Source organism: Streptomyces sp. NPDC046931 (genome assembly GCF_040644655.1).
In the GTDB taxonomy this organism is placed as follows: domain Bacteria; phylum Actinomycetota; class Actinomycetes; order Streptomycetales; family Streptomycetaceae; genus Streptomyces.
The window spans coordinates 35,104-54,668 of the sequence record NZ_JBEYWX010000010.1; the positions used below are offsets into that span (position 1 = coordinate 35,104).

Annotated in this window: 18 protein-coding genes; 7 read left to right on the top strand and 11 right to left on the bottom strand. The window is 73.1% G+C overall.

The window, feature by feature from the left end:
* Positions 1 to 202 precede the first annotated feature (202 nt).
* From ABZ876_RS19325 to ABZ876_RS19335, 3 genes are all read right to left on the bottom strand, one after another.
* Positions 203 to 871 (bottom strand): RraA family protein, encoded by a 669-nt coding sequence (locus ABZ876_RS19325; protein ID WP_361782172.1) that lies wholly within the window; start codon positions 869 to 871, stop codon positions 203 to 205.
* A gap of 174 nt (positions 872 to 1,045) precedes the next feature.
* Positions 1,046 to 1,948, bottom strand: coding sequence for a M48 family metalloprotease (locus ABZ876_RS19330; protein ID WP_361782174.1), 903 nt, complete (start codon positions 1,946 to 1,948; stop codon positions 1,046 to 1,048).
* Entirely contained in the window at positions 1,945 to 2,358 is a 414-nt protein-coding gene (locus tag ABZ876_RS19335) for a BlaI/MecI/CopY family transcriptional regulator (protein ID WP_361782177.1), read from the bottom strand. Before ABZ876_RS19335 ends, ABZ876_RS19330 begins: the two co-directional genes overlap by 4 nt.
* 253 nt (positions 2,359 to 2,611) lie before the next feature.
* On the opposite strand from ABZ876_RS19335, the gene ABZ876_RS19340 reads away from it, so the two are divergent.
* Entirely contained in the window at positions 2,612 to 4,132 is a 1,521-nt protein-coding gene (locus ABZ876_RS19340) for a hypothetical protein (protein ID WP_361782179.1), read from the top strand.
* The gene (locus ABZ876_RS19345) at positions 4,129 to 5,103 is read left to right on the top strand and encodes a YbhN family protein (protein ID WP_361782182.1); all 975 of its coding nucleotides are present in this window, start codon (positions 4,129 to 4,131) and stop codon (positions 5,101 to 5,103) included. The genes ABZ876_RS19340 and ABZ876_RS19345 overlap by 4 nt, the downstream gene beginning before the upstream one ends.
* A 46-nt stretch (positions 5,104 to 5,149) precedes the next feature.
* On the opposite strand, the gene ABZ876_RS19350 is transcribed toward ABZ876_RS19345, so the two are convergent.
* From ABZ876_RS19350 to ABZ876_RS19375, 6 genes are all read right to left on the bottom strand, one after another.
* Entirely contained in the window at positions 5,150 to 5,815 is a 666-nt protein-coding gene (locus ABZ876_RS19350) for a DedA family protein (RefSeq protein ID WP_361782185.1), read from the bottom strand.
* 212 nt (positions 5,816 to 6,027) lie between these two features.
* Positions 6,028 to 6,447: a TOBE domain-containing protein gene (locus ABZ876_RS19355; protein ID WP_361782188.1), complete on the bottom strand. Its 420-nt coding sequence runs from the start codon at positions 6,445 to 6,447 to the stop codon at positions 6,028 to 6,030.
* A 93-nt stretch (positions 6,448 to 6,540) separates the two neighbouring features.
* Positions 6,541 to 7,632 (bottom strand): ABC transporter ATP-binding protein, encoded by a 1,092-nt coding sequence (locus ABZ876_RS19360; protein WP_361782191.1) that lies wholly within the window; start codon positions 7,630 to 7,632, stop codon positions 6,541 to 6,543.
* Positions 7,629 to 8,480 carry a molybdate ABC transporter permease subunit gene (gene modB / locus ABZ876_RS19365; protein ID WP_361782194.1) on the bottom strand — a complete coding sequence of 284 codons (852 nt, stop codon included), beginning with the start codon at positions 8,478 to 8,480 and terminating at the stop codon, positions 7,629 to 7,631. Before modB ends, ABZ876_RS19360 begins: the two co-directional genes overlap by 4 nt.
* On the bottom strand, positions 8,477 to 9,313 hold the full coding sequence (modA, locus tag ABZ876_RS19370) for a molybdate ABC transporter substrate-binding protein (protein WP_361782197.1): 837 nt from the start codon (positions 9,311 to 9,313) through the stop codon (positions 8,477 to 8,479). Before modA ends, modB begins: the two co-directional genes overlap by 4 nt.
* Positions 9,314 to 9,469: 156 nt before the next feature.
* Complete coding sequence (locus ABZ876_RS19375) at positions 9,470 to 9,868, bottom strand: helix-turn-helix transcriptional regulator (RefSeq protein ID WP_361782200.1); 399 nt, start codon at positions 9,866 to 9,868, stop codon at positions 9,470 to 9,472.
* A gap of 119 nt (positions 9,869 to 9,987) precedes the next feature.
* On the opposite strand from ABZ876_RS19375, the gene ABZ876_RS19380 reads away from it, so the two are divergent.
* Both ABZ876_RS19380 and ABZ876_RS19385 read left to right on the top strand, forming a co-directional pair.
* Entirely contained in the window at positions 9,988 to 10,572 is a 585-nt protein-coding gene (locus ABZ876_RS19380) for a hypothetical protein (protein WP_361782202.1), read from the top strand.
* Between the two features lie 37 nt (positions 10,573 to 10,609).
* On the top strand, positions 10,610 to 11,374 hold the full coding sequence (locus tag ABZ876_RS19385) for a YcnI family protein (RefSeq protein WP_361782205.1): 765 nt from the start codon (positions 10,610 to 10,612) through the stop codon (positions 11,372 to 11,374).
* A gap of 55 nt (positions 11,375 to 11,429) precedes the next feature.
* Here the strand turns inward: ABZ876_RS19385 and ABZ876_RS19390 are convergent, their stop codons facing one another.
* Entirely contained in the window at positions 11,430 to 13,115 is a 1,686-nt protein-coding gene (locus ABZ876_RS19390) for a hypothetical protein (protein ID WP_361782208.1), read from the bottom strand.
* Positions 13,116 to 13,335: 220 nt separating this feature from the next.
* A complete protein-coding gene (locus tag ABZ876_RS19395; RefSeq protein WP_361782211.1) occupies positions 13,336 to 17,463 on the bottom strand; it encodes a bifunctional nitrate reductase/sulfite reductase flavoprotein subunit alpha in 4,128 nt (1,375 codons plus the stop codon).
* Between the two features lie 155 nt (positions 17,464 to 17,618).
* Here ABZ876_RS19395 and ABZ876_RS19400 point away from each other — a divergent pair, with 155 nt between their 5' ends.
* From ABZ876_RS19400 to ABZ876_RS19410, 3 genes are all read left to right on the top strand, one after another.
* On the top strand, positions 17,619 to 17,792 hold the full coding sequence (locus tag ABZ876_RS19400) for a hypothetical protein (protein ID WP_361782214.1): 174 nt from the start codon (positions 17,619 to 17,621) through the stop codon (positions 17,790 to 17,792).
* 19 nt (positions 17,793 to 17,811) lie between these two features.
* Positions 17,812 to 18,228, top strand: coding sequence for a cell division protein SepF (locus ABZ876_RS19405; RefSeq protein ID WP_361782680.1), 417 nt, complete (start codon positions 17,812 to 17,814; stop codon positions 18,226 to 18,228).
* A gap of 142 nt (positions 18,229 to 18,370) precedes the next feature.
* On the top strand, positions 18,371 to 19,564 hold the full coding sequence (locus ABZ876_RS19410; protein WP_361782217.1) for an ATP-binding protein: 1,194 nt from the start codon (positions 18,371 to 18,373) through the stop codon (positions 19,562 to 19,564).
* Position 19,565 lies beyond the last annotated feature (1 nt).

The following is a 19,565-nucleotide window of genomic DNA, read 5'->3' on the forward strand; positions in this document are numbered from 1 at the left end:
ATGATTCCTCCAGGGGTTGTGTCGATGCGGACAAGCGACCGAACAACCACCGTGATCATGAACTCGTAACGGGTACCCGGGGGCGAATTCTCGGACGAAAGTTCGAGATCTTCGCCCCTACTCAAGTCGCCCTAGGGGAACGGTTTGCGCGACGCCGTTCGATTCCCCCGTGTGGTGAAGGGTGACCCTGCCGGGGGATTGCTCACCGGCTGGTGGACGGTGCGTCAGATGGGCCGTGCTCCGCGAAGCCCCTCTCGGCGAGCAGGGCGTCGATCTTCGCCCGGTGCGCCTGCTCCCAGGCGTCGAGGGTCTCCGCCGCCTCCTTCGCCAGTTTCCTGCGGGCGGCGGCGAGTATCTCCTCGCGGCGGTCCGCCGGGACCACCACCACGCCCTCCCCGTCGGCCACCACGATGTCCCCGGGGCTCACCCGTACACCGCCGCACCGCACCTCGACATTGAGGGGTTCCACGACGTTCTTGGCGCCCGGAATGGGGATGACGCCCCGGGCGAAGACCGGGAAGCCCATCTCCCGCACCTCCGCGAGATCACGGATGACGCCGTCGGCCACGAAGGCCGCGACGCCCCGGCGCTTGGCGACGGCGCAGACGTTGCCGCCGGCCAGGGCGTAGTCCACGTCCCCTGACTCGACGACGATGACGGAGCCGGGCTCGGCGCGGTGGATGGCCGCGTGCAGCATGAGGTTGTCGCCGCGAGGGCAGCGGACCGTGAACGCCGGGCCGGCCACGCGCGGGGTCCCGGGCCACAACGGGCGGATGCCGATGTCCATGACCCGTTCACGGCCGAGCAGATCGGCGAGGGTGGTCGTCGGGATGTCCCGGAACGCGTCGCCGGACCCGGTGATGTCGCACATGCGTTCCCTCCGTTGGTGCTGGATCAGCGAATCTACGCCCGCCGTACGTCGTGGGCACCGGCGGTGTGCTCGCGCCCCCGGTGAGGCCGGACCGGCGATGCGCCAACAACTCCCTCCCGGGGGCCCGAGGTTGGGCCGGGACGCGGGGGAGTGGGCCGGGAGCCGCCGGTGGGATCACATGAAGGCGTGCATGAGCAGGTGCAGCAGATCCCCGGTCGCATCCGCGGCTCCCAGTGCCGGCAGCGCTCCGAGCGCCAGCGTCATCGCGGCGAGCGGCCACAGGTGCGGGGGCGGAGCGACCTGAAGGGCCGCGATGCGGTGGGTGACCGCGCGGTCGGTGAAGTGCAGTGCGTACGACGGTGCCCGGTGTCCCGTGCTCAGCGCGGCGCGCGCGAGGGCCCGGGCCGCGGTGGGGCGGTCGCCGACCGCGTCGGCCGCCTGCTCGTCCGCCCAGCGTTCGACCAGGAAGGCGACCGTGGCGCGGACGGGCGCGAGGAGCGGGTCGGCCGCGGCGGCCAGCGTCACGGCGGCCACCAGCAGCGCGTGCCGGTGGCGCAGATGGGCGCGCTCGTGCGCCAGCAGCACGCGGCGCTCGGCGGGTTCGAGAGCGCAGAGCATCGCCGAGGTGACCAGGATCCGGCCCGGTGCGCCGCCGCTGCCGGGAACGGCGAACGCCTGCGGTACCGGTGAGGCGGCGACGACCAGTTCCGTGTCCGGCGGATATCCCGCGCACAGGGCGCGCAGCACGCGGCGGGTGACGCGCTCGGCGCGGCAGATGCGGTACACGCGCACGGCGACCAGCACGAGGGCCAGCGCGGCGGCCACGGCGACCGCCTCCGGGACCGGGTCCGGCAACCGGTGGCCGTCGTCCCGGGCCTCCGCGACCACCGGCGGGGCCCGGTCGATCAGGGTGACGGCGAGCAGGAACAGCGACCAGGTGGTGGCGGCCGCCGTGACCACGGCGGAGGCGGTCAGTACCCGGGCCGCGAGCGCGGGCGCCACCCGCCGCCGGAGCAGCGGACCGACCGCGGGCAGCAGCAGCGAGAGCAGGATCGGGAGGTAGACGTCGATCTTCATGGGGTGCCCCCGCCGGGCTGCCGGTGCCGGTGCGCACCCCCGCTCAGGAGATCGCGCAAAGCCTGCTCCTCCTCGGGGCTCAGCCCCGTCACGAACTGCTGGAGTGTGGCGATCGGGTCCGGGCCCCGGTCGAGGGCCTCGTGCATGGCCTCCGCGGTGAGCTCGGCCGCGTTCTTCGCCGGCCGGTACGCGCCGCGCCGTCCGTCGACGTCGCGCAGCACAAGTCCCTTGTCGTACAGGCGTTTGAGGATGGTGTGGACGGTGTTGTAGGCGAGGCTGCCGTCGATCTCGGTCTGGATCTCGGCCGGCGTCAGCGCCCCCTCGGCGGCCCACAGCGTGGCGAGCACCTCGCTCTCCAGCTCACCGGCGCTGCGCCGTTCCGCCCTGCCCTGGGGGCCCCTGCCAGCCATGCCCGCAACCTTACAGCGCGTAGGGAAGCGGCAGTAGCGGCCGTCGGAGCTGTCGACGGGGAGCCAGGATCACCCGTTCGGCGGAGTGTCGGACACGGCTGATCGGTGTGGCGAGCCGTCTCGTCCTGCAACACCCCTCCACCCGGGTTAACTTGTCCGTGTTTTACCGACTTCATTCCCGACTTTCGCCGTCGACCCTACGGCTTGTAGGGTGCGGGGCCCCTACAGTCTGTAGGGAAGTGAGGGGTGAGCCGTGGCCAACAGCTCGAACATCACGCTCGCGGGAGTCCGCCGGCTCGCGGGGCCGTCGGTCGCCGGCTCGTCGTGGCGCGGCCGCGGCAATGGTCTGATCGCCGTGGTGGCCGGCGCCTTCACGCTGGCCCAGCTCCTCCTCGTACGGCCGGGGATGGGGCTCGGCTGGGACGAGACGGTGTACGTCAGCCAGGTCAGCGCCCACGCGCCCGCCTCGTTCTTCAGCGCCCCGCGTGCCCGCGGCATATCCCTCCTGGCAGCGCCCGTCACCTCGTGGTCCTCGTCCACCGCGCTGCTCCGGGTCTATCTCGCGGTGCTGTCCGGGGCAGCCCTGTTCCTCGCCCTGCGCGCCTGGCGCGGTCTCTTTCCGGTCCGGGTGCTCGCGCTCGGCGGGGCCCTGTTCGCGAGCCTGTGGGTCACCCTGTTCTACGGCCCCCAGGTCATGCCCAACTACTGGGTCGCGGTCGGCGCCCTGGCCGGCACCGGCTGTTTCCTGCGCGTCCACGCCGACAGCACCGACCGGCCGGCCGTGCGGGGACTCGCCGCGAGCGCCGCGCTCATGGCGTGGATGCGGCCCATGGACGCCCTGTGGACCACCATGCCCCTGCTGGTCCTGTCGGTGGCCCTACGGCGGTGGCGACGCCTCGCGCCGCTGTCCGCGCTGGTGGCCGGTCTGGCCGTCGGAGCGGCCGAGTGGATCGCCGAGGCGTACGCCGGCTACGGGGGGCTTGTGCGGCGCCTGTCCGAGGGCTCTCGCATCCAGGGCGGCCTGGGCTGGGACGTCGCCGTCGCCGACCAGTTGCGTGGCCTCGCCGGGCGCTCACTGTGCCGCCCCTGCACCGGCGCGCTGCCCAACCCGGCGGTGACGGCCTGGTGGTTCACGCTGCCCCTGCTCGCCGTGCTCGCGGCGCTCGTCGCGCTCGGGGCCCGGCGCCCCGCCCGCACCATGGTGCCGCTGGCCTGCACGGCGAGCGCGGCCTTCCCCTACCTCTTCCTGATCGGATACGCCGCGCCCCGCTTCCTGCTCCCTGCGTACGCCCTGCTCGCGATCCCGGTCGCCGACGCCCTCCTCCACCTGGTCACCGCGCCCGACGGCCGGTGGCGGCCCCTCACCGCGTCGCTCCTGGCGCTCGGGCTGGCGGGCCATCTGGCGGTGCAGTACACGGTGCTGCACCGCACCGTGTCCCGCACCACCGCCGACCGGCAGGGATGGTCCCGTACCGCCGCGGAACTGCACCGGCTGGGCGTCCGGCCGCCCTGTCTGCTGGCCGGGAGCGAGGCCGTCCCGATCGCCTTCTACACCGGCTGCTCCTCGGCGTCGACCAGCGGCAGCAACGCCAACAGCACCGCCACCGACATCGCCCGCACCGCACAGCGCATCCCCGTCGCCTACCTGGGCACCCCCACGGGCCGTCCGCCGTCCTACGCCCGGAACTGGCCCGCACACTCCTTCCACGGCACCCGCCTCTACATCGCCCCCAGGACCAGCAGGCCCTCGGCGGCCGTGGGCGGACGCGGATGACCCCGCCGACGGCGACGGAGGCGGCTCCCGACGCCCCGGAAACGGCTCCGGCCCGGACCAGGGCCCTGTCCGCCCGCGCTCCCTGGCACGCCGCGGTCACCCTGGTGGTGCTGCTGTGCACCGCGCTGCTCGCCCGGCGCCACTGGCCCGTGATCGAGGCCGGCGCCGCCCGGCTCGCGGGCGCCGAACCGGGCTGGCTGCTGATGGGGGCGACGGCCGCCGTGTCGACCTGGGTCTGCTCGGCCGTCGCCCAGCAGGGCGCGGTGTCCCAGACGCTGCCCGGTGGGCGGCTGGTGGCGACGCAGTTCGCCGCGTCCGCAGCCAACCACCTGCTGCCCGCGGGCCTCGGCGCGGGCGCCGTCAACCTGCGCTTTCTGACCCGCTGCGGACTGTCCGTGCCTCACTCGGCGACCGCACTCGCGGTCAAGGCCACCGCCGGGGGCGCGGCCCGCGGCCTGCTGATCGCCGTCCTCGCCTTCACCGGACCCGGGCTGCTGCGTCTGCCACGCGTCTCCGCGGCCTTCATGGCGGCGGCGCTCCTTGTGACCGCCGCCCTCCCGCTGCTGCTGCTGTCCGGACCGCTGCGGCGTGCCGTGCGGGCCGTGTCGGCGGACGTACGGGCCGTGCACCGGCTGCCCGGCCGGGCAGCCGCCCTGTGGTGCGGCTCCCTGGCCTTCGCCTCGCTGCACGCGCTGGTGGTCATCGCGGTCACCCGCTCGCTCGGCCTGCCCCTGCCACCGGGGCGGGTGGCGCTGGCCTACCTGGCGGCCAGCAGCGCGGCCGTCCTGTTGCCCACCCCCGGCGGCATCGGCTCCCTGGACGCCGCGCTCGCGCTCGCCCTCACCCTCGCCGGAGTCCCGGGCAGCGCGGCGGCCTCCGTGGTCCTCGGCTACCGGCTGCTGACCGTATGGCTGCCTCTTGTCCCGGGGCTCGTGGTGCTCGGTGTGCTGGTGCGGCGCAAGGCACTGTGATCCCGGTGGCAGTCCGTGCCCGGCCCTCGTGACGTCGAGCGGTGACTCATCCCCGGGCACGCTCCTTCGGGGCACGGCGGGAGCGCAGCAGTTCCAGGGCGAGCGGGGTCAGCGAGACCACGACGATCACCGCGATGATCGGCAGCAGATAGGTGTCGACGTTCGGCACCGAGGAGCCGAGTGCGTACCCGGCGAGGGTCAGGCCGAGGCTCCACACCAGGCCGCCGGCCACCTGCCAGAGGGCGAAGGTGCGCGCGGGCACGTGCAGCGCCCCGGCCATCGGGTTCAGCACCGTGCGCACCACGGGGACGAAGCGGGCCAGGACGATCGCCTTCGCGTGTCCGTACCGGTCGAGGAGTTCCTCGGCGCGCTGAGCGCCTTCCTTCAGCCGGGCCGAGCGGCTGCGGGCGAGCAGCGCGCCGCCCGCCTTGCGCCCGACGAGATAGCCGCACTGGGCTCCGGCGAGCGCGCCCACGGCCGCCGCGACGAGCAGCGCCGGCAACGACAGCTTCACTCCGTGCGGTCCCGAGCCGGTGCACAGCAGGCCGGCCGTGAACAGCAGGGAGTCGCCGGGCAGGAAGAAGCCGATGAGCAGGCCCGTCTCGGCGAACATCACGACGCCCACACCCAGCACGCCGAAGGCGGCGAGCAGGGACTGGGCGTCGAGCACATTCACCGCGAGCTGCGCTCCCGGTGACAGGAGGGTGGCCATCGTCGCGAGCCCTTCCATGGGGCCGGGCGCGACACCGCGTCGCCCGGCGGCTGACTGCAATCCCGCAGACCGTCTACTGAACTGTAGACGACAGCCGGACGGCGAACGTTCCCGCGCTCACCCTGACGGGTGAGCGCGACCGTGTCCGCGCGAATGCCGGCCTGCCGCGCTCAGGCTCTCGCGATCAGGCTTTCGCGCTCAGGCTCTCGAGATCAGGCTGTCGCGAGAGAGATCTCGGTCGACTTGATCAGGGCGACGACCGAGGAGCCGGGCGCCAGGCCGAGATCCTCCACGGCGATCCTCGTGATCACGGCCGTCAGCGTGCCGCCGACGACGCTGACCGTGACCGACGCCATGGCCCCTCCCGTGGTGACTCGGTCGACGGTGCCCGGCAACTGGTTCCGGATGGAGACGTTCTCCACCGCCGTGGTGGCGAGCGCGACCTCCGTGGACTTGGCGAGCGCGTACACGGAGGCGCCCGGGGCGAGGTCCAGCTCGTCGACGGCCTCCGTGGTGACCGCGGCGGTGACGTCCTGGCCGCCGGTCAGTCTGACCTTGACGGTCGCCATGACCTCGCCGGGGGTGACGGTCGTCACGGTGCCGGGAAGCCGGTTGCGGATGCTCAGGTTCATGGGCGCGCCTCGCGGAACGTGGGGTCATGTCAGCGTCTGTCCCCATGCTGAGCCCACGACGGCCGGATCGGCGGCTCGCGCCCGCGCGGCGTGTCAGGCCGGGTACGCGTGCGTCTGCGCCGCCTTGACGGTCGCCCAGACCGTGGCTCCCGGCTGGAGACCGAGTTCGGCCGCGGCGACGGTGGTCAGATCCGCGACCAGGGGCAGCTCACCGGTCAGTTCGGCGCGGATCCGGTCACCGTGGGTCTCGAAGCCCACGACCTCGCAACGCCACAGATTGCGCGCACTGGAGCCGGTGGGCCGCTCCCGGTACAGGGTCACGGCGCCCGGCGGGAACGCCACGAAGACCGGCCCGGACAGGGCCTCGTCGGTCGTGACCGCGGGGCCGGCGCCGAGCCGTACGGAGTGTCCTTCGGCCGCGCCCCGGTACAGGTTGAGCCCCACGAGCCGGGCGATGTAGTCCGTACGCGGATGGCGGGCGATGTCCGACGGCGTACCCTCCTGGACCACCCGGCCGTGCTCGACGACCACCAGCCGGTCGGCGAGGACCATGGCGTCGAGCGGATCGTGGGTGACGAGCACCGCCACCGCCTCGAACTCGGCGAGGTGACGTCGCAGCCCGGCCCGCACCTCGAGCCGGGTACGGGCGTCGAGCGCGGCGAGCGGCTCGTCCAGCAGCAGCAGGCGGGGGCGGATGGCCAGTGCCCGGGCGAGCGCGACCCGCTGGGCCTGGCCGCCGGACAGCCGCCGCGGCTTGACGTCGGCGTGATCGGTGAGACCCATGCGTTCCAGCCACCCGGCGGCGACCGCCCGCGCCTGCGCCTTGGACGCGCCCCGGCAGCGCGGGCCGAACGCCACGTTGTCCAGGGCGGTCAGATGCGGGAAGAGCAGATAGTCCTGGAAGACGACGCCCACGGGACGCGACTCGGGCGGCGTACGGTCCAGCTCGGCGCCGTCGAGCCGCAGATGACCATCGGAGAGCGGCACGAGCCCGGCCAGGGCCCGCAGTGCGGTGGTCTTTCCGGCGCCGTTGGGCCCGAGCAGCGCGACGACGTCCCCGGGCGCCGCGGCCAGCGCGACATCGAGCCGGAAGGAGCCGCGCTCGACGACGATGCGCGCGTCCAGGCCCTGGCCGGACGCATCGTCGGCAGCGGGCCGGGCGGCGGTGTGGCCGGTGTGGGTCATGACGCCGTCATCCAACGGTCCCGCAGTCCCGCCAGGACCGCGATCGACACGGCCAGCAGCACCAGGCTCAGGGCGATCGCCGCCGCCGGGTCGTTCTGGAGTGCCAGGTACACGGCGAGCGGCATCGTCTGGGTCCGGCCGGGGAAGTTGCCCGCGAAGGTGATCGTGGCCCCGAACTCGCCGAGCGCCCGGGCCCAGGCGAGTACGGCTCCGGCCGCGACGCCCGGCGCGACCAGCGGCAGGGTGACCCGGCGGAAAGCGGTGAAGCGGGAGGCGCCCAAAGTCGTCGCGGCCTCCTCGTACCGTCGGTCGGTGGCCCGCAGCGTGCCCTCCACACTGATGACCAGGAACGGCATCGCCACGAAAGCCTCCGCCACCACCACCCCGGCCGTGGTGAACGGCAGCGTGATCCCGAACCATGCGTCCAGCCACCGCCCCACGACCCCGTTGCGCCCGAGCGCAAGCAGCAGGGCCACACCGCCCACCACCGGGGGCAGCACGAGCGGCAGGGTCACCAGGGCCCGTACCAGCCCCCGCCCCGGAAAGTCCGTGCGGGCCAGCAGCCACGCCAGCGGGACGCCCAGCACCAGGCTCACCCCGGTGGCGGCGGTCGCGCTCACCAGGGACAGCTGGAGCGCCTGCCACGCCTCCGTGCCGGTCAGCTGGGCCGGCAGGGCGCGCCACGGGGCCCGCACCAGCAGGGCCACCAGCGGCAGCAGCAGGAACGCCAGACCGGCCAGCGCCGGCAGCAGCAGCGGCAGCGGCACCCCGGGTCCGCGGACACGCCCGCGCCGCGGTCCGCCCGTGAGGGGGGCGGCCGCGGCGCCGGAGGTGTCGGAACGGGTCACGGCTGGAGGAACCCGGCCTCGGTCAGGACGTTGCGGCCCTCGGCGGAGCGCACCAGCGCGATGAACGCCTCGGCCGCCTCGGTGTTGGGCGCGTTCCTGAGCAGGGCGATCGGATAGGCGTTGACGGCCTTGGCCGACTCGGGGAACTCCACGCCCTGCACCTTGTCGCCCGCCGCCTTCACATCGGTCCGGTAGACGACCGCCGCGTCGGCCTCCTTCAGCTCCACCTTCGTCAGGGCGCTCTTGACGTCCTGCTCGTAGGACGCCGGGGTGAGCCTCAGCCTGCTCGCGTCCAGCGCCTTCTGTGCGGCGGCACCGCAGGGGACGGTCTTGTCGCACAGCACGACCTTCAGGTCGGACTTGGTGAGGTCCTTCAGGGAGGAGACCTTGTGCGGATTGCCGGGCAGGGTCGCGATCTCCAGCTGGTTGCGTACGAAGGTCACCGGGGTGCCGGCCGTGTCCTTCTTGTCCGTCACGACGGCCATGGTCTTGGGGCTGGCCGCGGCGAAGACGTCGGCGGGGGCGCCGCCGGTGATGCTCGCGGCGAGGGTGTCGCTGCCGCCGAAGTTGAAGCTGACCTTCGTGCCGGGGTGCTCCTTCTCGAACTCCTTGCCCAGGGCCGTGAAGCTCTCCTTCAGGGAGGCGGCGGCGAACACGGTGACCGTGCCGGACAGCTTCGGCGCCGAGGACGCCGAGGAGCCCGACTTCTTGGCGGAGTCGGAGCCGGAGTCGGACCCGGACGAGGAGGAGCAGGCGCTGAGGGCCAGCAGCGCGGCGGCCCCCGCACCGGCCACCTGAAGCATCCGGCGGGTCCGGCGCGCGGATCGGGTCATCACGGGTCCACTCCCCTTGTGCCTCTTGTGCGTCGAGGGAGAGATCCCCCGGACCCCTCCGATACGCCGATCATACTGACGCAGATGCCATCCGGAAGTCTCCTGTTGCATCGCATGAGCTGGGAGGACCGCGGACGCAGTCCCGCATGTGCGTTTCTACGGGCGGTCGATGTGCACGTTCGTCGACTTCACACGGGCGGTCGCCTCCATTCCCACCTCCAGACCGAGTTCCTCCACCGCCTCCCTGGTCAGCAGCGAGACCAGGCGGTGCGGACCCGCCTGGATCTCCACCTGGGCGGCCACGTCACCCAGCTTCACGGCGGTGACGATCCCCGCGAAGGCGTTGCGGGCGGAGGTGTACGAGGGGGCGTCGTCCTCCCCGGTGCCGCCGCGCGCCAGTTCGACCGAGAAAGCGGCCAGGTCCTTGCCGTCGATGACCCGGCGCCCGCTCTCGTCGCGGTGGGTCGCCACCCGGCCCGCGTCCGCCCACCGCCGCGCGGTGTCCGGGCTCACCCCCAGCAGACGGGCGGCCTGACCGATTGTGTAGGACTGCATGGGCGCCACGATAGGCGCCTTCGGGGCCCCGGCCGCGCCACGCACCCGACGCCCCCGGCGCGCCCGGATCTGCGGAAACCCGGGTGACCCCCTCCGCCCGCATGGCAGGATCCCACCCCATGGATGTGTCCTGGACGGTGCGGAGCGTGCGCGCGGCGGTGTTCGCCGTCGTGTGCGTGCTGCTCGCCGCCGGGGGACACACGCTGGCCACCGGCGCGGTGCCTGCGGGCTGGGTGTACGCGGCCGCATTTCTGGCCGTGTTCGCGGGCAGTGCGCTGCTCGCCGGGCGTGAGTGTTCACTCCTCGGCATCGGCCTGGCGATGCTCCTTGTGCAGGGAGGACTGCACCTCGCCTTCGGTGCGGCCGGGCCGCCGGACACGATGTCCATGCCGGGGATGCCTCAGGGCATGGACATGGCCACCCAGCCGCACGCCCTGACCTCGCACGCGGTCACCGCGCACCTGGCCGCCGCTCTCCTCGCCTCCTGGTGCCTTAGGCGCGGCGAGGCCGCCCTGTGGTCGCTGCTGCGCAAGGCCGTGGCCTTCGTCCCGCGCCTCGTCGCCTGGTGGCGCACGGTGCCCCTGCCCGTGTACGCCGGACTCCCGCGACCGGACGAGCGCCCGCGCCGCCCCCTCCGGCAGGCGCTGCTCCGCCACGCCCTGTCCCGGCGCGGACCGCCCCCGGCAGCCCCGTACTCGATCTGACCCCGACACCGAGCACACGTACGGAGCACCACCACCCATGTCCCCCATGCGTACCACCCTGCGCCGCGCCTCCACCGTCGCCGCCCTCACGGCCGCCGGTGTCCTCGCCGCCGCGGGCGCGGCCTTCGCCCATGTCACCGTCCATCCCGAGAGCTACGCCAAGGGCGCCACGGACGGCGTGCTGACCTTCCGCGTGCCCAACGAGGAGGACACCGCCGCGACCACCAAGGTGCAGGTGTTCCTGCCCACCGACCACCCGGTGCTGGGCGTGCTGGTCACTCCCGAGGCCGGCTGGACCGCGCAGGTGACCACCACCAAACTCAAGACGCCGGTCAAGACGGACGACGGAACCATCACCGACGCGGTCTCCGAGATCACCTGGACCGGCGGGCGTATCCGGCACGGCCAGTACCAGGACTTCCACGTCGCCTTCGGCCAACTCCCCGACGACACCGACCAGCTGACCTTCAAGACACTGCAGTCCTACTCCGACGGCAACGTCGTCCGCTGGATCGAGGAGACCCCCAAGGGCGGGGACGAGCCGGAGAGCCCCGCGCCGGTCCTCAGGCTTACGGCCAAGGCAACGGCCGAGGGCGCGGCGGAGGGCGGCGCCTCGACGGCGGCCGCTTCCGGCAGCGGCACCGCCGCCAAGCCGGGCGAGGCCACCACGAAGAGCGCCTCCTCCGACGACTCCACCGCCCGCGGGCTCGGCATCGCCGGCCTGGTCGTCGGCGTCCTCGGTCTGGCCGCCGCGGCCTTCGCGATCGTCCGCGGCCGCGGACGCACCTCCGCCTCCGAATAACCGGACTCCCGTCCCGCCGACGGCGGTCACCGTCGGCGGGACGGGGAGCCGGACGTCAGCCGCGGTCGCCCGACGTCCTGGTGGGCACCTGCTCGCGCTCCAGGTGAATGTCCTGGCTCGACAGGGTCATCGGTGACGCGGAGAAGGCACGCAACCGGATGCGGATGCCCTTCCTGGGGATCACGAAGCGGCCGCCCGGCGCCTGGATCCGATAGGTCGCCGTCGCATGACCGGCGACCGACGAGGGTCCGTCGAGCACCTTCCAGTAGCGGCTCATACCCTGCCCGGTGGTCACCGCGAAGTGCGGCTCCACGGCCGCGTCACCGGTGTTGGCGACCCGTACCCTCAGGGTCTGGACCGTCAGGGGAGTCCGGGAGGCGGCAGCGGCGCTCATATGGAGCGGCGGCGTGCCGGTCGCCGCCACCGCCACGGCCACCAGGGCCGGGGCCACCAGGGCGCCGGCCAGCACCGTGCGGGCCACCCGCCGTCCGTACGGCAGCCGGGGCTGCCAGGCGGTGGTGAAGGCCGTGGGCGGCACGGTGACGGCGGCCGCCAGCCACAGCGGCGTCATCAGCAGGTAGTACCCGTCCTGCGAGCGGGTCGCGAGGAAGAACGCACACCACGGCAGCACGGTCGCGGCCGGACCCAGCCGGCGCACGAACAGCACGAACAGTGCCAGCAGTCCCGCCGCCAGCAGCATGCTGGCGTGCGAGTACCAGGTCAGCCGGTCGCTGCCGTCGGTGTAGTACAGGGAGATGCCCACCAGGCCCTGGCCGTGGATCACCGCGCCCTGGGTGAGCGGCAGCGCTATGCCCGATATCCAGGTGCGTGGCTCGCTCACGACGAAGTACGCGTTGATCAGCAGCCACGTTCCGGCGGCTATGGCGAGGATGCGCCCCACGGCCGCGGCGGCCCCGCGCGCCCCCAGTTCCCCGCGGCGCAGCGCGTAGACCCCGGCGAGCAGGAACGGCGCCAGGAACCAGGGCAGCTGCTGGGTGGCGCAGGCCGCGCCCAGACACGCGGCCCGCGCCCAGTCGGCCGGACCGCCCGCGCCCATCCGCGTCCAGCGCACCACGACGGGGATCAGCAAGGCGAGCGCGACGACCGCCGGGTAGCCGAGCCGGGCGTACGCCGGGATCATCCCGAAGCCGAGGCACACCATGGTGGCCGCGGAGCGCCACGGCGTCGGCAGCATCTTCCACAGGACGATCGTGCCGAGGACGAGCGCGGTCGTGACGACCAGCGTCTCCGGCACCGCACCGTGGCCGATCCACAGCAGGGGCGCGGTGAGCAGGGCGGTCAGCGGCGGGTAGCCGTATGTGTAGTCGTAGCCGCCCGTCACCGTCGGGGTGTAGGCGATACCGTGGCCGAACAGCCAGGGCCACGGCTGCCCGTACACCGGGTGGCCGTGTATCAGTTCACGGGCGGCCTGTGTGGTGAGGATCGACTCGTCGCTGAAGGTGTGCTTCACGGTCAGGGCGCAGTAGACGAGTGTGACCGCCGTCACCAGGACGACGAGGTCGAGCCGAGCCAGCGACCGGCTGCGCCGCACCACCAGCGTCAGGACACCGGTGACCAGGATCGACGCGTAGCAGATGGAGATGATCGCGGCGATCACCAGCTTGTGGCTTGCGGCGGAGGACCACACCGCGCGGGTGCCGATGAGCAGGCTGATGTTCGCGAGCAGCGTCAGGATGCGGTGCCACTGCGCGGGGGTCTGTTCCTGCTCGTCCGGCGCCACCAGAGGGCGCAGACGCGTCCATCGGCCGCTTGTAGAGGGCCTCACTTCTGCCAACTGCACGCCACGGAACGTAAGGCGACAGGATGAACGTCGACCCCCTGGAGGTGAAGAGTCCGGTGTGAGGGTCGTAAGAACTACCTGTACGGGGGTGTACCGACTGGGCAATGTACGCACTCCTCCGCCGGTCTCCTCCGCCGGTCTCCTCGATCGGTCATCTTGGTCAGTAGATGTCACGCACATAGCGCTTCTCGGCGGCCAGCTGCTTCACATACGCGGCCGCCTCCGCTTCGCTCAGTCCGCCGTGCACGGTCGCGATGTCCCGCAGCGCCCGGTCGACGTCCTTGGCCATGCGGGAGGCGTCCCCGCAGACATAGAGGCGGGCACCGTCCCGCAGCCAGTGCCACAGCTCCAGGCCGTGCTCGCGCATCCGGTCCTGCACGTAGATCTTGGCCCGCTGGTCCCGGGAGAAGGCGGTGTCGAGCCGGGTGAGGAGGCCTCCCCGCCGGAGCGCCGCCAGCTCCTCCTCGTAGTAGAAGTCCGTGGCGCGGTGCTGCTCCCCGAAGAACAGCCAGTTCGGCGCTTTGTGTCCCAGTTCGCGCCGTTCCTCGAGGAAACCGAGGAACGGCGCGACTCCGGTCCCGGGCCCCACCATCACCATCGGCGTCGAGCCGTCGGCCGGGGGCCGGAAGTGCGGGGAGCGCTGCACGAAGACCGGCACGGAGGTGCCCGGCTCGGTGTCCGCGAGGAAACCGCCGCAGACCCCCGCCCGCTGCCGCCCGCCCAGGCCCTCGTAGCGCACCACGGACACCGTCAGCGACACCCGCTGCGGATCGACGAGCGGGCTCGAGGAGATCGAGTACAGCCGCGGCCGCAGCCGCTTGAGCACCCCGGTCCACTCCTCCGCCGACGCCTTCACCGCGTGCTCGGCCACCACGTCGACCGCCTGCCGCCCCCAGGACCAGCGTGCCAGCCCGTCCTTGTTGTCGGGCCGCATCAGCTGCCGCAGCTCCCGGCCGTCACGGGCGCGTTCGGCGACGAAGCGCAGAAGGTCCGGGCCGATCCGGGTGATGTCGAGATGCCGGAGCAGGAGGTCCGCGAAGGAGGTCTCGCCGCCGTCCACGGCCTCGACCGCCGTGGAGCCGTCGATCCCCGTGGCCTCCAGCCACTCCTCCACGAGGGCGGGGGAATTGACCGGGTGCACCCCGAGCGCGTCCCCGGCCTCGTACGAGAGGTCCGTGCCGCTCGTGTCGAAGGTGAACCGCCGCACCTCCTTGCCCGCACCGGGCCGGCTCAGCGGCCGGTTGCCGACGAGGCGGGCGGCGGCCGGGGCGGGTTTCGCGGCCCGGGGCGCCGCCGCCGGAGCCGGTTCGCCCGCGCCGGGCGCCGCCGGGGCCGGGGTTCCCGCACCGGGCGCCTTCGGGTCCTGTTCCGATGCCGGGCCGGCGAGGGCTCCGAGGACCTCCTCGAGCCAGGCCCCCGCCGACGGCTCGTAATCGGGTTCGCAGTCCGTGCGCGGCGCGAGGCGCACCCCGCCCAGCTCGTGCAGACGCGCGTCCAGCCGGCGCCCGTGCCCGCAGAAGTCGTCGTACGACGAGTCCCCGAAGGCGAGCACGGCGTACCGCACGCCGTCGAGCCGCGGGGCCTCCTGACCGGAGAGGTCGTTCCAGAAGCCGGAGCCGTTGTCGGGGGCCTCCCCGTCGCCGAACGTGCTGGTGATCAGCAACAGATCGGCGCCGCGCGGGAGGTGACGCACATCCGTCTCGTCCATGCCCGCCAGGGTGACCCGGTGTCCGGTCGCGGTCAGCCGCCGCACGGTGGCGGCCGCGAACTCCTCCGCGTTCCCCGTCTGCGAGGCCCACAGCACGACGACCTCTCGCCCGGCCGGCTCCCGGGGCGTGCCATCCGTCCCGGACCTGGAGTACAGGCCCGCGAGGACCCCGTTGACCCACAGGGCGTGCTCGGGGCTGAAGGGCGCGTCCGTCGGCAGCACGGGCACGCCCGGCATGCCGGAGGGGAGACCCGCGAGGAAACCGGTCAGGTACTGGCGTTCGCGGCTGGTCAGGACCGGCGGTGGTGAGGGCACGAAACCGAAGGCGGCGCCGGCCGGTGCGGCGGGGGGCGGGGTGGTGTCCGCTGGGGTGGTGAGCGGGGCCGCGTCCGGTGCCGGGGCGAGGGCGGGAGCCTGGCCGCCGTGCTCGACGGCCGGCGGTTCCGCCACCTTCGTCAGCGCCACCGCGCACACCTTGAACTCCGGCTGGAACGACACCGGGTCCACCGCGTCGCTGGTCACCGCGTTGACACTCAGATACTCGCCGAACAGGTCGTTCCAGTGGAACGGCGCGAAACAGCACCCCCGCCGCACCCGGTCGGTCACCACCGCCGGCAGGACGGCCCGCCCGCGCCGCGAGGCCACCTCGAGCCGGTCGCCGTCGACGATCCCGAGCCGTTCGGCGTCCTCGGGGTGCACCTCCACGAAAGGCCCGGGGCTGAGCTTGTTGAGCTTGGCGACCTTCCCGGTCTTCGTCAGCGTGTGCCACTGGTGCTGCACCCGCCCGGTGTTGAGCAGGAACGGAAAGTCGTCGTCCGGGAGCTCCGCGGGCGGCAGATGCGGCCGCGCGTGGAACACGGCCCGCCCGCTCGGCGTCGGAAAGGACAGCCCGTCCTCGACGTACCGGATGGGGTTGCGCGCCGGGCCGTCCTCCCGCGCGGCCGGCCACTGCACGGGCCCGGACCGCAGCCGCCCGTAGGTCACCCCTCGCAGATCCCAGCCCGTTTTCGGGTTCCACGCCCGCCCGATCTCCTCGAAGACCTCCTCCGCGCTGTCGTACGAGAACCCGTCCGTGTACCCCATCTCGCGCGCGACGGCCGCGATCAGCCGCCAGTCGGCCGTCGCCTCGCCCGGCGGGTCCACCGCGGGCCGTGCAAGGGTCAGCCCCCGCTCGCTGTTGACGAGGACGCCCTCCGTCTCGGTCCACAGCGCGCCGGGCAGCACGACGTCGGCGTACGCGTTGGTCTCGGTCTCCGCGAACACGTCCTGCACGACGACGAACTCCGCGGCCTCCAGCCCCTCGATGACGGTCTTCCGGTTGGCCACCGACGCCACGGGGTTGGTGCACATGATCCAGCAGGCCTTGATCTCTCCCTCGGCCATCTTCCGGAACATCTCGACGGTCCCGCGGCCGACCCCGTCCTCGCGGAGGGTGCCGGACGGCACCCCCCACAACTCCTCGACGAACGCCCGCTCCTCGGCCACGAGGACGGACCGCTGGCCCGGCAGCCCGGGCCCCATGTAGCCCATCTCCCGGCCGCCCATGGCGTTGGGCTGGCCGGTGAGCGAGAAGGGGCCGCTGCCCGGGCGGCAGATCGCCCCGGTCGCCAGATGCAGATTGACCAGCGCGTTGGTGTTCCAGGTGCCGTGCGTGGACTGGTTGAGCCCCATGGTCCAGCAGCTCGTCCACTCCCCGGCCTCGCCGATGAGCCGAGCCGCCTCCCGGATGTCGTCCTCGGCAAGACCCGTGATCTCCGCGACGGCCGCGGGCGCGTAGTCGGCGAGGAAGCCGGGCATCGCCTCCCAGCCCTCGGTGTGCCGGGCGATGAAGTCTGCGTCCGTGCGACCGTTCTCATACAGCAGGTGCAGCAGCCCGTTGAGCAGGGCGAGATCGGTCCCGGGCCGGATCTTCAGGAACAGGTCCGCCTTCGCCGCGGTCGCGGTGCGCCGGGGGTCGACCACGATCAGCTTGGCGCCCGCCTTGACCCGGTCCATCAGCCGCAGGAAGAGGATCGGATGGCAGTCGGCCATGTTCGAACCGATGACCAGGAAGACATCCGCCTTGTCCAGATCGTCGTACGAGCCCGGCGGCCCGTCGGCACCCAGCGACAGTTTGTAGCCCGCGCCGGCGCTCGCCATGCACAGCCGTGAGTTGGACTCGATCCGGTTCGTCCGCACGAACCCCTTGGCGAGTTTGTTCGCCAGATACTGCGCCTCCAGGCTGAGCTGCCCCGAAACGTAGAACGCGACCGCGTCCGGGCCGTGCTCGTCCACGATCTCCCGCAGCCGGCGTGCGGTCGTGCGGACGGCCGCGTCGACGGACGCGGGCGCCGGCTCCGCACCGCGGTCGTCACGGACGAGCGCTGCGGTCAGCCGCCCGGGAGCGGCCAGCAGATCCGCGGTGGTCGCCCCCTTGGTGCACAGCCGGCCGCGGTTGGCGGGGTGCTCCTTGTCGCCGGACGCCTTGACGACGCGGCGGCGGCCGTCGGCGCCGGTCGCGACGTCGAGCACGATCCCGCAGCCGACGCCGCAGTACGAGCAGACGGTCCGTATCTGCTGCGTTCCGGGACTTGTCGTCATGACGACGACCGTAAGAACCGGCCGTTACGCCGATGTCACGCGCCTCGATCTTGAGGGGTTACGGGAGCTGCACAGGAGGCGCTCGGCCGGTGTGAGGCGGGCGCGAGGGCGGTACCGACGGGGTGCGATAGGGCCGAAGCGGCGAAGGAACCGAGGTGGCAGTGGTGGCCGAGGTGGCGAAGGTCACGGTGGAGGTGGCCGAGGTCACCGAGGTGGAGGGGGCCGAGGTCACCGAGGTGGAGGGGGCCGAGGGGCCGAAGTGGCCGAAGCTGCCCCCGCCGGTGTCGCAGCCCGTGTCGCTGTTGGGCCGAACGGGTGACCATGCGTAAGAATTGACCGATGCAGACGATGAGTGCGAGCCAGCGGGGAGGGCCGGTGAACAGCCACGATGTCACCGACGAACAGTGGGAAGGGCTCGCTCAGGTCGTTCCGCTGCGTGGCCGGGACGCCTGGCCGTCCGCGGTCGGCCACCGGTCCATACCCGAGGCGGAGACCGAGGCGCGCCGCCGTTTCGTCGTCCTGCGGGTCAATGTGTTCGCGGACGCCCGCGAGGTCGCCGAGACGCTGATGGCGGGGGTGCCCGTGCTGCTCGACCTCACGGGTGCGGAGACCGAGGTCGCCAAGCGGGTGCTGGACTTCAGCACGGGTGTCGTCTTCGGCCTGGCCAGCGGGATGCACCGCGTCGACCGCAATGTCTTCCTGCTGACCCCGCCGGGGACCGAGGTGCGGGGCCTGATGGAGGGGGCGGTGGTTCCCGGCGTCTGATCGCCGGGGTCCGCCCATACGGGTCGGTCGTGCGGGCCGGTGACCGAGGGCGTCGACGTGCCGCTTCCTCGGTCGCCCGATCGTAGGAAGGACGCGAGGGCGGAACGGTTCGCCCGGGGCAGGCGACCCTACCGTCCCGGACATGACCGCCACCCCCGCGCTGTACCTGCCGGACCGCCCCGGCACCCCCGACGCCCATCCGGACCGGCCGGACCGCCCCTGCGTCACCGAGCTGCGGCTGTCCGCGTTCGCCGGGCACCGGCAGGCCGTTTTCCCGCTGGGCCCGCTGACGCTCTTCACCGGGCCCAGCGGCTCGGGCAAATCCCGGGCGTTACAGGCGTACGAGGCGCTGGCGCGGCTCGGCGGCGGAGCCGAGCTGGGGGAGGCGTTCCCGGCCCCGGCGGCCTGCGTCCCCGAGCGGGCGCGGCCCGACGCCCAGCGGCGGCGCGGCTTCCGCATCGGCTGCACGGCCGACGGCCCTCAGGGGCCCGTCCGGCTCGACCTCGCCGTCCAGGCCGAGCCCGAGCTGCGCATCGTCGGCGAGCGGCTGACCTCCGGCGGGCTGGTACTGCTGGAGACGGCGCTGCGCGACCCGGGCCGGGCGGCGGTGCAGGCGGCCTGGCACACGGCGGGCTCCTCACCGGTCACCCGGGCTCCGCTTCCGGACGATCGCCTCGGCACCGCCCTGCTGCCACTGCGGGTCGCGGGCAAGACCGACGGCCAGCGCCGCGTGCTCGCCGCGGCCGAGCAGATGGTGGTCGCCCTGCGCTCGGTCTTCGCCTGTGACCCGCGCCCCCGCCGGATGCGCGCCCCCGTCCCGCCGGGCGCGGGCCGGCTGCTGCCGGGGTGTGAGAACCTCGCCGACGTGCTGTGGCGTACCCGCGCGGAGTGCGTCCGCCGGCATGCGCTGCTGACCTCGGCGGTCGGGGCCGGATGCGCGGGAGGGGTGGTGGATCTGCTGGCCGAGCCGCTCGGTGACGGACGGATCCGCGCTCTGCTGGACCGGGGCGACGGGCTGCGCACACCGCTGGAACTCCTGGGCGACGGCGAACTGCGCTATGTGGCCCTGGCGCTGGTGCTCCTGACCGGTCCGGGCGTCCTCGAAGTCGACCCGGTGGGGGAGGTGCCGGCGGCCCTGCAGACCCTCACGGTGCTGGCGGACGGATTCGACCGCTGCATGGACTCCAGGCAGACACGGGAACTGCTCCGGCTGGCGGCACGGATGTGCGAACGCGGCCATATCCGCCTGGTGGGCGCGGTGAGCGAGGCGCCCCGGGCGACAGAGGCGGACGACGGGGTGACGGTGGTAGACCTGAGCCGTGACACCAGAGCCTGAG

What these genes read in the sequence shown, in the direction of transcription:
- ABZ876_RS19325 (WP_361782172.1), bottom strand. Translation starts at nt 871, where the DNA reads ATGTGCGACATCACCGGGTCCGGCGACGCGTTCCGGGACATCCCGACG.
- ABZ876_RS19330 (WP_361782174.1), bottom strand. Translation starts at nt 1,948, where the DNA reads ATGAAGATCGACGTCTACCTCCCGATCCTGCTCTCGCTGCTGCTGCCC.
- ABZ876_RS19335 (WP_361782177.1), bottom strand. Translation starts at nt 2,358, where the DNA reads ATGGCTGGCAGGGGCCCCCAGGGCAGGGCGGAACGGCGCAGCGCCGGT.
- ABZ876_RS19345 (WP_361782182.1), top strand. Translation starts at nt 4,129, where the DNA reads ATGACCCCGCCGACGGCGACGGAGGCGGCTCCCGACGCCCCGGAAACG.
- ABZ876_RS19350 (WP_361782185.1), bottom strand. Translation starts at nt 5,815, where the DNA reads ATGGCCACCCTCCTGTCACCGGGAGCGCAGCTCGCGGTGAATGTGCTC.
- ABZ876_RS19355 (WP_361782188.1), bottom strand. Translation starts at nt 6,447, where the DNA reads ATGAACCTGAGCATCCGCAACCGGCTTCCCGGCACCGTGACGACCGTC.
- ABZ876_RS19360 (WP_361782191.1), bottom strand. Translation starts at nt 7,632, where the DNA reads ATGACCCACACCGGCCACACCGCCGCCCGGCCCGCTGCCGACGATGCG.
- modA (WP_361782197.1), bottom strand. Translation starts at nt 9,313, where the DNA reads ATGACCCGATCCGCGCGCCGGACCCGCCGGATGCTTCAGGTGGCCGGT.
- ABZ876_RS19375 (WP_361782200.1), bottom strand. Translation starts at nt 9,868, where the DNA reads ATGCAGTCCTACACAATCGGTCAGGCCGCCCGTCTGCTGGGGGTGAGC.
- ABZ876_RS19380 (WP_361782202.1), top strand. Translation starts at nt 9,988, where the DNA reads ATGGATGTGTCCTGGACGGTGCGGAGCGTGCGCGCGGCGGTGTTCGCC.
- ABZ876_RS19385 (WP_361782205.1), top strand. Translation starts at nt 10,610, where the DNA reads ATGTCCCCCATGCGTACCACCCTGCGCCGCGCCTCCACCGTCGCCGCC.
- ABZ876_RS19395 (WP_361782211.1), bottom strand. Translation starts at nt 17,463, where the DNA reads ATGACGACAAGTCCCGGAACGCAGCAGATACGGACCGTCTGCTCGTAC.
- ABZ876_RS19405 (WP_361782680.1), top strand. Translation starts at nt 17,812, where the DNA reads ATGAGTGCGAGCCAGCGGGGAGGGCCGGTGAACAGCCACGATGTCACC.
- ABZ876_RS19410 (WP_361782217.1), top strand. Translation starts at nt 18,371, where the DNA reads ATGACCGCCACCCCCGCGCTGTACCTGCCGGACCGCCCCGGCACCCCC.